The 13177-nt window shown below is 73.8% G+C and carries 13 protein-coding genes; 5 read left to right on the forward strand and 8 right to left on the reverse strand.

Features of this window, described 5'->3' with window-relative positions; genetic code table 11:
* Nucleotides 1-8 precede the first annotated feature (8 nt).
* Nucleotides 9-734 (forward strand): hypothetical protein, encoded by a 726-nt coding sequence (locus ABZ725_RS05905; protein WP_358801528.1) that lies wholly within the window; start codon nucleotides 9-11, stop codon nucleotides 732-734.
* Nucleotides 735-760: 26 nt separating this feature from the next.
* Nucleotides 761-1486 (forward strand): DUF2470 domain-containing protein, encoded by a 726-nt coding sequence (locus tag ABZ725_RS05910; protein WP_358801529.1) that lies wholly within the window; start codon nucleotides 761-763, stop codon nucleotides 1484-1486.
* On the opposite strand, the gene ABZ725_RS05915 is transcribed toward ABZ725_RS05910, so the two are convergent.
* From ABZ725_RS05915 to ABZ725_RS05925, 3 genes are all read right to left on the reverse strand, one after another.
* Nucleotides 1454-2719: a lactonase family protein gene (locus tag ABZ725_RS05915; protein WP_358801530.1), complete on the reverse strand. Its 1266-nt coding sequence runs from the start codon at nucleotides 2717-2719 to the stop codon at nucleotides 1454-1456. The genes ABZ725_RS05910 and ABZ725_RS05915 overlap by 33 nt on opposite strands.
* 103 nt (nucleotides 2720-2822) lie before the next feature.
* The gene (locus ABZ725_RS05920; protein WP_358801531.1) at nucleotides 2823-3884 is read right to left on the reverse strand and encodes a hypothetical protein; all 1062 of its coding nucleotides are present in this window, start codon (nucleotides 3882-3884) and stop codon (nucleotides 2823-2825) included.
* 45 nt (nucleotides 3885-3929) lie between these two features.
* The gene (locus ABZ725_RS05925; RefSeq protein ID WP_358801532.1) at nucleotides 3930-5183 is read right to left on the reverse strand and encodes an FUSC family protein; all 1254 of its coding nucleotides are present in this window, start codon (nucleotides 5181-5183) and stop codon (nucleotides 3930-3932) included.
* A 253-nt stretch (nucleotides 5184-5436) separates the two neighbouring features.
* Here ABZ725_RS05925 and ABZ725_RS05930 point away from each other — a divergent pair, with 253 nt between their 5' ends.
* Nucleotides 5437-6798 carry an erythromycin esterase family protein gene (locus ABZ725_RS05930; RefSeq protein WP_358801533.1) on the forward strand — a complete coding sequence of 454 codons (1362 nt, stop codon included), beginning with the start codon at nucleotides 5437-5439 and terminating at the stop codon, nucleotides 6796-6798.
* Here ABZ725_RS05930 and ABZ725_RS05935 read toward each other — a convergent pair.
* Nucleotides 6762-7340 carry an ABATE domain-containing protein gene (locus ABZ725_RS05935; RefSeq protein WP_358801534.1) on the reverse strand — a complete coding sequence of 193 codons (579 nt, stop codon included), beginning with the start codon at nucleotides 7338-7340 and terminating at the stop codon, nucleotides 6762-6764. The two genes, ABZ725_RS05930 and ABZ725_RS05935, sit on opposite strands and share 37 nt — an antisense overlap.
* Before the next feature lie 164 nt (nucleotides 7341-7504).
* On the opposite strand from ABZ725_RS05935, the gene ABZ725_RS05940 reads away from it, so the two are divergent.
* Entirely contained in the window at nucleotides 7505-8509 is a 1005-nt protein-coding gene (locus ABZ725_RS05940; protein WP_358801535.1) for a zinc-binding dehydrogenase, read from the forward strand.
* 189 nt (nucleotides 8510-8698) lie between these two features.
* Here ABZ725_RS05940 and ABZ725_RS05945 read toward each other — a convergent pair whose 3' ends face one another.
* Together ABZ725_RS05945 and ABZ725_RS05950 are read right to left on the reverse strand one after the other, a co-directional pair.
* Nucleotides 8699-9298: an HD domain-containing protein gene (locus ABZ725_RS05945; RefSeq protein ID WP_358801536.1), complete on the reverse strand. Its 600-nt coding sequence runs from the start codon at nucleotides 9296-9298 to the stop codon at nucleotides 8699-8701.
* Between the two features lie 22 nt (nucleotides 9299-9320).
* The gene (locus ABZ725_RS05950) at nucleotides 9321-9605 is read right to left on the reverse strand and encodes a hypothetical protein (protein WP_358801537.1); all 285 of its coding nucleotides are present in this window, start codon (nucleotides 9603-9605) and stop codon (nucleotides 9321-9323) included.
* A 218-nt stretch (nucleotides 9606-9823) separates the two neighbouring features.
* Between ABZ725_RS05950 and ABZ725_RS05955 the strand changes: the two genes are divergently transcribed.
* Nucleotides 9824-10813: an aminoglycoside phosphotransferase family protein gene (locus ABZ725_RS05955; RefSeq protein WP_358801538.1), complete on the forward strand. Its 990-nt coding sequence runs from the start codon at nucleotides 9824-9826 to the stop codon at nucleotides 10811-10813.
* 67 nt (nucleotides 10814-10880) lie between these two features.
* Here ABZ725_RS05955 and ABZ725_RS05960 read toward each other — a convergent pair whose 3' ends face one another.
* Nucleotides 10881-11873: an SDR family NAD(P)-dependent oxidoreductase gene (locus tag ABZ725_RS05960; RefSeq protein WP_358801539.1), complete on the reverse strand. Its 993-nt coding sequence runs from the start codon at nucleotides 11871-11873 to the stop codon at nucleotides 10881-10883.
* A 292-nt stretch (nucleotides 11874-12165) separates the two neighbouring features.
* A complete protein-coding gene (locus ABZ725_RS05965) occupies nucleotides 12166-13176 on the reverse strand; it encodes a PHP domain-containing protein (protein ID WP_358801540.1) in 1011 nt (336 codons plus the stop codon).
* Nucleotide 13177 lies beyond the last annotated feature (1 nt).

Genomic DNA, 13177 nt, shown 5'->3' on the forward strand with positions numbered 1-13177 from the left:
AATGGGGGATGACTTCCTCCGACGCCCTCGACTCCCACAACTCCCTCGCGAGCGCCGAAGACATCCACGCCCACCTGGTCGAACAGGTGAACTCGATGCTGAGACGCCTTGGCATGTACGGGGGCGAGGCGGCCTTGTGGGTGGCCTTGAGGCATCTGGCGTTCGTGGAGCGCGACACCGGGGCGTGGGACGAGCAGTGGCGGTCCTGGCTCGATCGCTCCGGGAGGAGCACGGGGGTGAAGGGCGTCTTCCGCGACATGGCACCGGGCCACCGGGTCGACGACGACGAACTGGCGTCGGTGTACGCGGAGTTCGCGCGCCGGCGCGGCTGGCTTCGGCCGGACCGCGTCATCGACGCGGACGCCCACGCGCGCGTGCGTGACCGGGCGCGCGCGTGGGCGGCCGAGGACCGCACCTGGCCGGACGTCGCCGAGGAGTTCGGGGAGCCGGCCCTGCTGCTGGGCGGCACCAACCCGTACTACGGCAAGACGCTCGGCTACTTCGGGCCCGATCTCGCGGAGCCGATGGTGTGGTTCCACCTCTGGAACGGCACGGAGCCGCACGGAGAGTGGCCCCCGAAGCGTTCGCAGCCGGTCCTGCTCGCCGTGCGCTTCGGTGAGGAAGGACCCCTCGACGACACCTTCACCTTCACTCCCGAGGGCCGGCGGCTGATGCCCGAACCCGACGGGTGTGGCCATGGTGGTTGGCGCGGGCACGGATCTCCGATAGGTTAGGCAAGGCTTACCTAAGGAGGTTTTGGATGGGTGACAGCCAAAGCTGGGCTGCCGTGCCTGCCGCTGCCGAGCGGGCCCGTTCGGTGCTCGCGGCCTCGTGGTCCTGCGCGGTGACCGCGGACGGCGGGCGCGAGGAGTTCGTCGGTGCGCACACCGTCGACGAGGACGGCAGGGTGATCCTGCATGTGCCCGAGGACAGCGCCCTGCTCACCGCGGCGATCTGCGCGCCCCGCGGCGAGCCGTCCGCCGTGCTGGAGTTCGGCGACGTCGCCCCCGTCCCCGTCCGCAACCGTATCCGGGCCCGGCTCTGGCTGGCCGGCTGGTTCGCCCCCGAGGAAGAGGCTCTCGTCTTCCACGCCACCCGCGTCGTGCTGAAACAGCCCACCGGCGCGGTCGTCGTCGACCTCGACGAGTTCGCGGCGGCCGAGCCCGACCCCCTCGCGACCGCCGAGGCCCAGCTGCTCACCCATCTCGCCGACTCCCACCCCGACGCCGTGGAGCGGCTCACCCGGCTCGTCGACCCAGGCAGCCTGCACGGCGCCGTCCGGGTCCAGCCGCTCGCCGTGGACCGGCACGGGCTGACGCTGCGCATCGAGCGCGCCCGCGCCCACGGCGATGTACGCCTGCCCTTCCACGCGCCCGCCGACGACGTCTCCCAGCTCACCGAGCGCATGCACGTCCTGCTCACACAGGCGGCCGCCGCCTCCTGCCCGCGCGCCCTACAGCGGCAGCGCACAGACGGCGACGGGTGACGCGAACGGCTCGCCCGCGAGCCGCAGTCCACCGTCCGCGCCGTCCACCCGGAAGACGCTGACCGTGCCGGAGCGCTGGTTGGCGGCGAACAGCAGACCGCCGTCCGGCGAGAGGGCGATCTGCCGAGGGAAGTCCCCTTCCACCGGCACCGTGCCGAGCAGCCGCAGCCGGGCCCCGTCCGCCTCCACCGCGTAGCGCGCGAGGGTGTTGTCGCCGCGGTTGGCGAGGTACGCGTACCTGCCGTCCGGCGTGACGGCGAACTGCGCCGGGTAGTTGGTGTCCGCCTTCGAGCCCGTCGACTGCGGCTTCCCGATCGTCAGCCGGCCGCTCGACGGGGTGTAGGAGCAGACCGCGACCGTGTCGTCCGCCTCGTTCGCGAGGTAGGCGTATCTGCCGCCGGGATGGAACGTGAGGTGGCGCGGACCGGCCCCCGACCGGGTGTGCGCCTGCGCGACCTCGGTGAGGGTCCCCGCCGTGCCGTTCAGCCGGTAGCTGTACACCGTGTCCGTGCCGAAGTCGACGGCGAGGACATGGCCGCCGTCCGGGGACGTGATGAACTGGTGCGCGTGCGGCCCCTGTTGGCCCGACCGGGGCGCCGGACGGGTGTGGACGACCTTGTCGGTGCGCTCGCCGAGCGCACCCGAGGCGTCGATGGGGTGCACGGCCACGCTGCCCGAGCCGAAGTCGGCGCTCAGCAGCCACCGGCCGCTCGGATGGACCGACACCTGGCAGGTGTGCGCCCCGCCCGTGGCCCTGCTGCCCAGCACCTTCTGATCCGACAGCCGCACGGCGGTCACCGCGCCGCGCTCGCGTTCGTTCGCCGCGTACAGCGTTCTGCCGTCCGGGTGCACCGCGAGGTACGACGGGTCCGGGACGCCGGTGATCGTGCCCCGGCCGGTGACCCGCCCCGACGCGGAATCGTACGAGGCGACGCCGATGCCCTTCCCGCCGCCCTCGGCGGAGGTGTAGGTGCCCAGATAGAGGGGGCGGGGACCGGAGAGACTCCGCGAGGCGGACGGCGACGGCTCCGGCGACGCGGACGACGACGGCTGCTTCGGCGCGCCCTGCTGGGCCTCCCGCGCCTCCTGGGCCTCCCGGGTTCCCTGGGCGTCGGGTGAGTCGCCCTCGTCGCCGCACGCGGCCAGGGCCGAAGCCGCGGCCGCGCCGCCGAGCAGTCCGACGAAACGGCGCCTGCTCAGGCCGCCGCACGCCGCTTCCGTCCCACTGCCCATTGCCAGCACCTCAGGTCGTCGTCCGTCTCGGCCGTGACTGCCACCTTGACCCGGACCGGCCGTCGAACGCAAAAGCGGAAACCCCGAGGGCGGGGGAGCGGGGCTACCAGTCGCCGTCCGCCACCGGCTTCCCCGGCGCGTCCTTCAGCTGGTGGACCTGGCCGGGGGCGGGCGGCTGCCACGGGTCGAGATCGGCGCCGAGCCAGTCGCCGACCGGCTGCACGTCCGCCAGGGTGTCGCTGGGGGCGACGTCGTGCGCGTCGTTGTTGTAGTAGTCGTACCAGGGCAGCCCGGCCGCGGTGTACGCGGCACGGTCCACCGGGGAGGCCGGAGGCTCCTCGCCGGTGATGCGACGCCACTCCGGGGGCGTCACCAGATGCACGAAGACCCGGGCGGCGGGTGTGTCGGTGTAGTCCGCGACCGGACGGACGTCCTTGTAGACCTCCTGCCGCATCGAACCGCCCACCCCCAGGCCCATCGCCGCGGCCGCCCGGGCCCGGGGCGCGCTGCCCGGGGCGGGGGCGGCCGCGGGCATCATCGGGGCCGCGCCGGGCGCGGGCGGCGGGGCGCCGAATCCGGCGACCCGCACCGACTTCACGCTGCTCGTCTCCAGGGCGCGGCGGCGCTCCGCCTCCAGCCACGCGGCGCGCTTGCGCTCGTTCAGCGGGAACGACTGCAGCTGGACCCCGCCCCAGACCTCCTCGCCGGTGACCTGGCCCTCCACGGTCGCCCCCAGGCCCAGCGGCACCGCCACGAACTGGCGCACCGTGCCCCTGCCCGAGTTGATGCCGTCCAGCCAGGGCTGACGGGGCAGCGTGACGTAGTTCTGCGGATCACGGGAGAGCCGGTCGCTCCACGGCTTGCCGGAGACCGCGCACACCTTGCCCGCTCCGACCTGCAGCGCGGCCGGCTCCGTCGAGCCCCCGAAGCTCAGCCACATCGCCTCGCGCAGATACATCGGCAGCATCACCCCACCGCGCGCCAGCCAGTCGGCGGGCACGGTGTCGGGGTGGTCGGAGACCCGCCGCACCGGGAACGTGCCGAGCCCCGGCGGCAGGTCGTGCGTACCGCTCTCCGGCAGCCGCAGGGTCCGCATGAACCGCACCGCCACCCCGCCCGGCAGCCTCAGCGTGTCCCCGTCGATCCGTACGGTGGTCCCGGCCATCGGCCCGCTCCCTCGCGTCGCGCGCCGGCCCCGCCCGGCGCTCCCTCACTGAAAACGCCCGCCGATCCCCGTACGGTTCCGCCACAGCTGCTCCTGAACGCCCAGGCGCTCGCGCAGCCGGGTCAGCCGCGGCATCCGTTCGCGCTGCTCCCGGGACACGAGGTCCAGCTCCTCCAGGAGGCGTCGGGAGCGGTGCTCGGTGTCGAGCTCGTCGATGATGCGGTTGACCTCGGTCAGCGCCGCGCCGTGCAGCTGCCACTGGCGGGCGTCGTGCTGGAGCTGCTCCAGCAGCAGTTGGGCGAGCTTGTCGCGGGTGGCCGCGGCCTGCCGCAGTTCGGCGCTGAGCCGGGCCTCGGCGGCGTCCGCGTTGAGGCTGACGGACGTCGTCACCAGCACCCCGAAGCTGACCACCGCGTCGGCGATCTCCGACAGCAGCCGCTCCACGGTCTCGCCGATCTCGGGCGGGAACAGCGGCTGCGGCTCGCGCTCCTTGGCGAGGTCGGTGAGGGTCCGGGCGAGCACCCGCAGCACGACCGTGCAGATCTCCAGCGTGTCCAGACCGGTGCGCAGCACCACCCGGTGCAGCAGCCCCTCCCGCACCCGCGGGTTGAGCCGCAGACTGTCCTCGGCCTGCCGCAGGGCCGCGTCCACCGACACGATGTCGTGGTCCAGACGGCGGGCCTCGTGCAGCCGGGCGGCCGCCTGCTCGACCGGCGTGCGTCCGGCGGCCTCCTCGCCGATGCGCAGCATCAGCTGCCGCAGCCGGCGGGCCAGCCCCTCGATCGACTCGCCCGCCTCCTCCACCCACACCGGAGGCGGCAGCAGCACATTGGTGGCGAACCCGACGAGCGCGCCGATCAGCGTCTCCACCACCCGCGCCCACGCCGTGTCCCCGACGGTGGTGACCCCCAGCACCAGCATGGCGCTGATCGCCACCTCGGGGACGTACTCGTCGACCCGCACCAGATGTCCCACCGCCAGCGAGGCGATGATCAGCAGCGCGAGGCTCCACCAGGTCAGACCGACCAGCAGGCTGAAGGCGATGGCGACGAGCACGCCGGCCACCACCGAGTTCACCCGGCGGACCCCGTTGGTGAGCGTCGCGTACAGGGTGACCTGGACGACCAGCAGCGCCGTCAGCGGCGCGGTCAGCGGCAGCGCCTCGGGGCTCAGGCGCAGCGCGATGACATACGCGACCGTGGCCGCGGCGGCGGACCGCAGCGCCTGGACGACACTGGGCTCCCGGTAGCGCCGGGCCAGCCGCACGAGGGGCGCCGCACGCTCAGGTACATCTCGCATCGCCAGTCCCGTTCCCTTTCCCCGGCAGCCTCGAACGTCTCTTCACCACCTCGCGGGACCCGACGGACCATCGGCTGCATCGAGGACCGGAACTGTCCGCGAGCGAGCCTAGATCGTTCTCACCTGCCGGGGAAGACACCGGGCGCACGCGGGCGCGAAGGGAATCCCCCGTGCTCACGCCCGGGCTGCCCGCACCCCCCGGACGGTGGATCACAGGATGGTGTGCCGGGCGCCGGGACGGGACGCTCGGAGCATGAAACGCAACCGGACCGGCATCGTCGCCGGCATCGGCATCGTCCTCTCCCTCCTCGGCACCCTCTCCGTCGCGGCCGTCGCCGCGCCGGCCACCGCATCCACCACCACCGCTTCGGACGACGCGGGCGTCGTGGCGGCCCTCGACCGCGCCGCCCACCCCCTGCACACCGTCGAGCCCGGCGGCGACACCGGCGATCTGCGCGCCCTGGACCGGATGATCGGCGACGCCCAGGTCGTCGGGCTGGGCGAGGCCACCCACAGCTCACACGACTTCTTCACCCTCAAGGACCGCGTCTTCCGTCACCTCGTCGAGGAGAAGGGCGTGCGCACCTTCGCCCTGGAGGGCAGCTGGAGCACCGGACTGCGCCTGGACGACTACGTCCTGCACGGCACGGGCGACCCCGGGCGCATCATGAGCGACGAGTTCCAGAGCGAGTACCTCTGGTGGAACAACGCCGAGTACCTGCGGCTCGTCGAATGGATGCGGGCGTACAACGTCCGCCATCCGGGGGACCCGGTCCGTTTCATGGGCGACGACTTCGCCTGGACCGGCCCGGAACTGTACGACGACGTCACCCGCTACGTGGCCGACGCCCACCCGGAGCTCACGAGCCGCCTCGACGCCCTCTACCGCGGTCTGCGGCCCACCGTGACGGTCGAGACGTACATGGTGGGCTCCTACAACCAGCCGCTCGCCGAGCGCCGGGAGAAGGCCGAGCGCACCGCCGAGGCCCTGGAACTGCTGCGCGGGCACGCGCCGGGCGCGGACCGCGAGGCGTACGACCGGGCCGTGCAGCACGCGGCGGTCATCGACCAGACGGCCCGCTGGTACGCGTTCGACTTCGCGGACCCGGAGCAGAACGCCGCCTCGCTGCTGTGGCGCGACCGGACGATGGCCGAGAACGTCCTGTGGTGGCGGGAGCACACCGGCGCCAAGGTGCTGCTGTCGGCGCACGACGCCCATGTCGGCTACGAGAGCTTCGACCCGACCACCTATCCCCGGATGCAGGGCGCGTTCCTGCGCGACCGGCTGGGGGCGGGCTATGTGAGCGTCGGGGTCACCTTCGACCAAGGCTCGTTCAACGCCCTGGACGCCGACCAGAACCTGCGGAAGTGGACGCTGGGCCCGGCCGGGCCGGGCACCGCCGAGGCCGTGCTGGACCAGGTCCGGTACCGGGACTACGTCGTCGACCTGCGGTCGGTGTCGTCACCGGCCCGGGAGTGGCTCGACGTCGTGCGGCTGGTGCGGTTCATCGGCACCGACTACCCGGCGCCGGAGTTCAGGATCGCCCTCGGCCGCTGCCACGACGTCCTGATCCATCTTCACCGGGTGGAGGCGGCCCGGCTGCGCGACCGGTAGCCGGCGACCTTCGCCTGGTTGCCGCAGCGCTCCATGGAGCACCAACGGCGGCGGCGGGCCTGGGAGTCGTCGAGGAACAGCAGGGAACAGTCCGGGTTCTCGCACTTCTTGACCCGCTCCATCAGCGGACCGCGCACCAGCAGGACGGCGTCCCGGGCCACCGTCGACAGGGCCGCCCGGGCCGGGTGCCGCGCGGTCCAGGGCGGGTCGCCCAGCCGGGGTGCGAGGTCGGGCCGGGCGGCCGCCGCGTTGACCCGCTCGACGTCGGCCGGCTCCGGCTCCCGCCCGGCCAGCGCGGCACGGAGCAGCCCGTACACCGCCTCGCGCAGGGCGCGGGCGTCCGCGAGGTCCCGGGCCGTGACCCGCACCGGCGGGGGCGCCGCGCCCAGCCCGGCCGCGTCGATCCAGCGGGCCAGCGCCGCGGGGTCCGGCAGCCGTTCCACGGGCGTGCTGTGCCGCCGGCCGAGCGTGGCGACGAAGTCCAGGCACGGCCGACCGCCGATGAACGGGAAGGCGAGGGCGGGGTCGGGAGCGTCGGTCATGACGGGGATCCTACTACCGTCTCGACACCGGTTCAGAAGGTGTCGTCGTGCTCGGCGTCGCCTCTTGACACCGGTTGAGGGGGTGTCGCAGGGTGACACCTGTTCAATCGGTGTCGGCCGGTGCGGAGTGCGTCGGCCGCCGTGAGGAAACGGGTGGGTGCGACATGCGTGCGATACGGATCGAGGAGTTCGGCGGTCCCGAGGTGCTGGTGCCGGTCGAGGTGCCCGACCCGGTGGCGGGGCCCGGTGAGGTGCTGGTGCGGGTCGCGGCGGCGGGCGTCAACCGCGCGGACGCGCTGGTCAGGTCCGGGCGCTATCACCGGGCCGGGCGGCCGCCGCTGATCCCGGGGGCGGAGGCGGCCGGCACGGTGGCCGCGGTGGGGGAGGGGGTGAGCGGGTTCGCGCCCGGGCAGCGGGTCCTGGCCCTCGACGGCGGCAAGGCGCCCGGTTTCTACGCCGAGTCGGCGGTCGTGCCCGCCACACAACTCGTCGCCCTGCCGGACGGCGTGGACCTGACCACGGCGGCCACGCTGCCCGTCGCCTGGCTGTCGGCCTGGTACTGCCTGCGCCGGCTCGCCCGGGTCGGCAAGGACGACACGGTGCTGGTGAAGGCCGCGGCCAGCGGGGTGGGCACCGCCGCCGTCCAGATCGCCGCGGCGACCGGCGCACGTGTCCTCGCCCTCGCCGGATCCGCCGGGAAGGCCGCCTGGGCGGGGGAGTTCGGCGCCCACGCCACGGTCGACGGCTCGGCGCACCCCGGCGAGGCGGAGGTCGAGGAGGTGCTGCGGCTGACGGAGGGGCGAGGCGCCGACGTCGTCCTCGACACCGTCGGCGGCCGGGCCTTCGGGCTGAGCCTGCGTGAGGTCGCGCAGGGCGGCCGGGTCGTCGCCCTGGCCAACGTCGCCCTGGAGCCCAGCACCGTCGACACCCGCGACTTCTATCCCAAGAACGCCTCGATCCTCGGCTTCCAGCTCACCAACCTGCAGCTGAGCGGCTGGGATCCGCGACCGGACCTGCGCGAGCTGGTCGACGGGGTGGCCGCGGGCGACTACCGGGTCCCGATCGAGACCGTCCTGCCGCTGGACCAGGCGCGCGCCGCGCACGAGCGGCTGGAGAGCCGGGACAGCCGAGGCAAGATCGTGCTCACCGTGGCGGGGGCGGGCCGCTGAGGCATGCCCGGATCACGGCACTGAGTCCCGCCGGGCCCGCAAGCCCGGGACACGGCCGCCGGCCCACAGTCGCCGGGTGAGGCGACGCGGCCCGCGGGTCGGCCGAATGCCTCCGCCGACCTCGGTCCCGGCCACCTCGCCGGGCGGCCACGGCGCGGACGAGCGGGCCGCGGCGCAGGTCCGGCCCGCTCACCCGTGGACGGAGTGCGCCGCCTGCCAGGCCAGCCGGAGGTCCGCGTCCTCGCCGAGGCCGGTGAGGAACTCGTCGAGGTCGAGGAACTCCTGCCACACCGGCCGACCGCCGGCCCGCGAGAGCTCCGCCACGACCAGGTCCTCCAGGTCGGCCACCCGCTTGTTCTTCCACACCTTGTCGGCCAGGCTCACCAACAGGTCCGCCAGGCCGATGCCGGGGGCCGTCCAGGAGGCGTGGGTCCCGGCGAACCGCGCGAGATCGGGGCGCACGCCGTGGGCCAGCAGGAGCTCCCGGCCGGCCTCCTCGTGCCGGGCGCCGGGGCCGGACAGCTCGCCGGGGTGCAGGGTCTTGCCGATGTCGTGCGTGGCCGCACCGAACAGCACCGCCTCCCGGTCCACGGCCGCCGCCGGACAGTGCGCCCCGATCCAGTCGACGAGCCGGTCCGCGACATCGTGGACGGCCCGCAGGTGAGCGACCAGCCGGGGCGGCGCACCGACCTCGGCCAGCAGCGCCGCCACCTCCGCGGGCAGCGGACGCAGCACCGGCTCAGAGGTCTCCGCCAGGGCGATGGACAGCACGGTCGGGGCGGTCGTCATCCGCCCAGCCTAGCCAGGCGTCTCACGCGATGTCGGTGAGGAACTCGCGGACGGCGGGAGCGAGGGCGAGGTCCTCGGCGGTCCGGAGGTCGTCGCCGATCGCGATCGTGGCCAGTCGCCCGTGGGGGAGGGCGGCGGCCGCTTCGGCGAGGGCGGTGGGGTGACGTGGGTCGGCGCCGGGGAAGACGAGGGTCGGCGCGGTGATCGCGGCGAGTTCGTCGACGCTCCGGAAGGAGCGGTCATGGCCGATGCCGGCCGCGGCCACGATGCCGGCCGGGTCCGAGCGGGGGATGGCGTCGCGCACCATCGGACGAGGGCCGGGCCTGTTCCGACGGCGGTGGCGTGCAGGGCGCAGCCGTCGGCCGCCCGGAAGCTGATCTCTGCCATGAGCCGAACGTAGACCGGGTGCGACCGGGTCCGGTACGCATGATCCGCCGACCGGTATCGCAATCCCGCCACTCGGCCGTCGTCCGTACCCGCTACGGTGATCGCGCTCCTGGCAGACCGGACAAGGGTGGGCACACGGTGACGGACCCGAGGGACTCGACGGGCTCGACGGACTCCTGGGAACGGGCCAGGCAGGTGCTGGCGACGGCGGCCGTCCCGCCCGACCGGCTGGCCCAGGTGCGTCCGCTCAGCGGCGGCACGTACAACACCGTCGAGGAACTCCGTCTGACGGACGGCAGCCGCTATGTGCTGAAGGTCGCGCCCACCGCGCCGGGCCTGCGCTACGAGAGCCGACTGCTGATCGGGGAGGCGGAGTTCTGCCGTGGGGCGGCCGCGGCCGAGGTGCCGGCGCCGCAGGTCGTGGCCGTCGACGGGCGGCTGCTGCTGATGACGGCGTGCCCCGGCGACCCCTGGGACGACTCGATCGACGCCGTCGAACAGAGCGAGCTGCGCACCGAGCTGGGCCGTCAGGTCGCCCGGCTGCACGAGGTGACCGGGCCCGGCTTCGGCTACCCCTCCGGCGCGTTCGGCCCGCTCGCCCCCGACTGGCGCACCGCGTTCACGACGATGTTCGACGGCATCCTCGACGACGCCCGCCACCACGGCGCCCGACTGCCCCGGCCCGTCGGCGAGGTGGCCGCCGTCGCCCGGACCGCCTACGACGCCCTCGACGAGGTCACCGTCCCGCGGCTGGTCCACTTCGACCTGTGGCAGGGCAACGTCCTGGTGGACCGCCGCGCCGACGGAAGGCCCCGGATCGGGGGCCTCATCGACGGCGAACGCATGTTCTGGGGCGACCCCCTCGCGGACTTCGTCTCGCTGGCGCTGCTGGGGGACATCAGGAAGGACGAGGCGTTCCTCGGGGGCTACCGCGACGCCGGAGGCCGGGCCGCCTTCGACCGGTCGGCCCGGCTGCGCCTCGCCCTCTACCGCGCCTACCTCTACCTGATCATGCTCGTCGAGACGATCCCCCGGGCGAGCGGCGCGGATCACGACCGCTGGCTGCAGGAGACGGTCGACCCGGAACTCCTGGCGGCGCTGGACGAGATCGCCGACCCGGCGACCTGAAGACCCGGCGATCTGGCGATCTGGCGATCTGGCGATCTGGCGATCTGGCGACCTGAGAGCCTGCGGGCTAGCCCTGCGCGGGGAACGCGTTCACGCCCGTCAGCTCGGCGGACAGCTCCCACAGCCGTGCCGCCTGCTCGGGGTCCTTCGCCCAGTCCTTGACGCCGGCCGTGGCGTCGTCCGCCAAGGCCGGCTCGGCGATGTCGCAGTCCTCCAGATAGACGCCGCCCATCCGGGCCAGCTGCGGCGAGGTCGCCGCCCACACCTGGGTGGCCGCGCCCTGCTCCGGGGACTTGAAGCCCTCGGGGTTGAGCAGGTTGCCGTCCTCGTCGATCCAGCCGCGCTCCACCATCTCCTGCTTCGGGAGGTGCCGCTGGAGGGGCGTGATGATCCCGCCCGGGTGCAGGGCGAAGGCCCGTACGCCCCGGTCCCGGGCCAGCTTGTCGAGGTGGACGGCGAACAGCACGTTCGCGGTCTTGGCCTGCCCGTACGCCGCCCACTTGTCGTAGCCCTCGCGCCACTGGACGTCGTCCCAGCGCATGCCGGCGAAGTGGTGGGCCCGGGAGGAGACGGAGACGATCCGGGCGCCGCCGGGCTCGATCGCGGGCCACAGCCGGTTCACGAGGGCGAAGTGCCCGAGGTGGTTGGTGGCGAACTGCGCCTCCCAGCCGGGGCCGACCCGGGTCTCGGGGCAGGCCATGATCCCGGCGCTGCCGATGAGGAAGTCGACGGTCCGGCCCGAGGCGAGGAACCGGTCGGCGAAGGCGCGCACGCTCTCCTGGTCGCCGAGGTCCAGCTCGTCCGTCTCGACGCCGTCGAGGCCGGCGAGGTTCTCGCGGGCCGCCGCCGGGCGGCGCGCGGGGACGACGACACGGGCGCCGGCCCTGACCAGCGCACGGGTCGTCTCCAGTCCGAGACCGGAGTAGCCGCCCGTGACGACGGCCAGCTTCCCGGTCAGGTCGATGCCCTGCAGGACGTCCTCGGCGGTGCTCGTGGCGCCGAAGCCCGAGCCGATCTTGTGCTGTGCGGTGTCGCTGCTGTCCATGGCGCTGTTGTTCATGCTCACAACGCTACGAATTGGAGTGCTCTCGAAGTCAAGCGCGACGAGCGGGCAAGGGAGAGCCCCGACCGCAACGGGGGAATCACGGTCGGGGCGGTCTTCGGGGGTCGGCACCCGCGGGACACTGTGCCATCCGCACCCACAGTCGGTTCAACGATGAACTACCTATGAGTGTTCCCGGGCCCGCCGCGCCACACGGTGAAGTGCGTCACCGAGCGCGTCGCCGTGGGTGTCACCGAGCGCGTCACCGAGCGCGTCGCCGCGCGCGTCGCCGTGGGTGTCAGCGCCTGTGTCAGGCCTCGCTCGTCCAGGCCAGGAGGTCCGCCAGCGGCCAGGTGGTCACGATCCGTTCCGCGGGCGCCCCGCACTCCTCGGCCCGCGCGCAGCCCAGGACCTGCCAGTCCAGCTGGCCGGGCGCGTGCGCGTCGGTGTCGACCGAGAACAGCACCCCCGCCGCCACGGCCCGGCGCAGCAGCCGGCGCGGCGGGTCGAGCCGCTCGGGCCGGCTGTTGATCTCCACGGCCGTACCGGACTCGGCGCACGCCGCGAACACCTCGTCCGCGTCGAACTGCGACTCCGGCCGTCCGCTCAGCAGCCGTCCGGTGCAGTGGCCGAGGATGTCGGCATGCGGGTCGCGCACCGCGTTCACCATGCGGCGGGTCATCGCACGGGCCTCCATGCGCAGCTTGGAGTGCACGGACACGACGACCACGTCGAGCCGCTCCAGCAGCTCCGGCTCCTGGTCCAGCGACCCGTCGTCGAGGATGTCGCACTCGATGCCGGTCAGCAGCCGGAACGGCGCCCAGGTCGCGTTGAGTTCCGCGACCACGTCCAGTTGCCGGCGCAGCCGCTCGGGAGACAGCCCGCGGGCCACCGTCAGCCGTGGCGAGTGGTCGGTGAGCGCGGCCCACTCGTGGCCGAGCGCGGCCGCCGTCCGGCCCATCTCCTCGATGGGGCTGCCGCCGTCCGACCAGTCGGAGTGGACATGGCAGTCCCCGCGCAGCAGCGCCCGGAGCCGGGTCCCCGCGCCGTCCGTCAGCGGCAGGCCCTCCTCGCCGCCCTCCAGCTTCTCCAGGTAGGACGGCGTCCGACCGGCGAGCGCCTCACGCACCACCTGCGCGGTCTTGGGGCCCACGCCCTTGAGCGACTCCAGCGTCCCGGCCGCCGCCCGCTGCTCGACCTCCGCCGCGGGCAGCCGCGCCAGCACCCGGGACGCGGTGCGGAAGGCGCGCACACGGTAGGTCGGCGCCAGGGACCGCTCCAGCAGGAAGGCGATCCGGTCCAGGGCCTCGACGGGATCCATC

It is taken from the genome of Streptomyces sp. NPDC006872 (assembly GCF_040635845.1).
GTDB lineage: Bacteria > Actinomycetota > Actinomycetes > Streptomycetales > Streptomycetaceae > Streptomyces.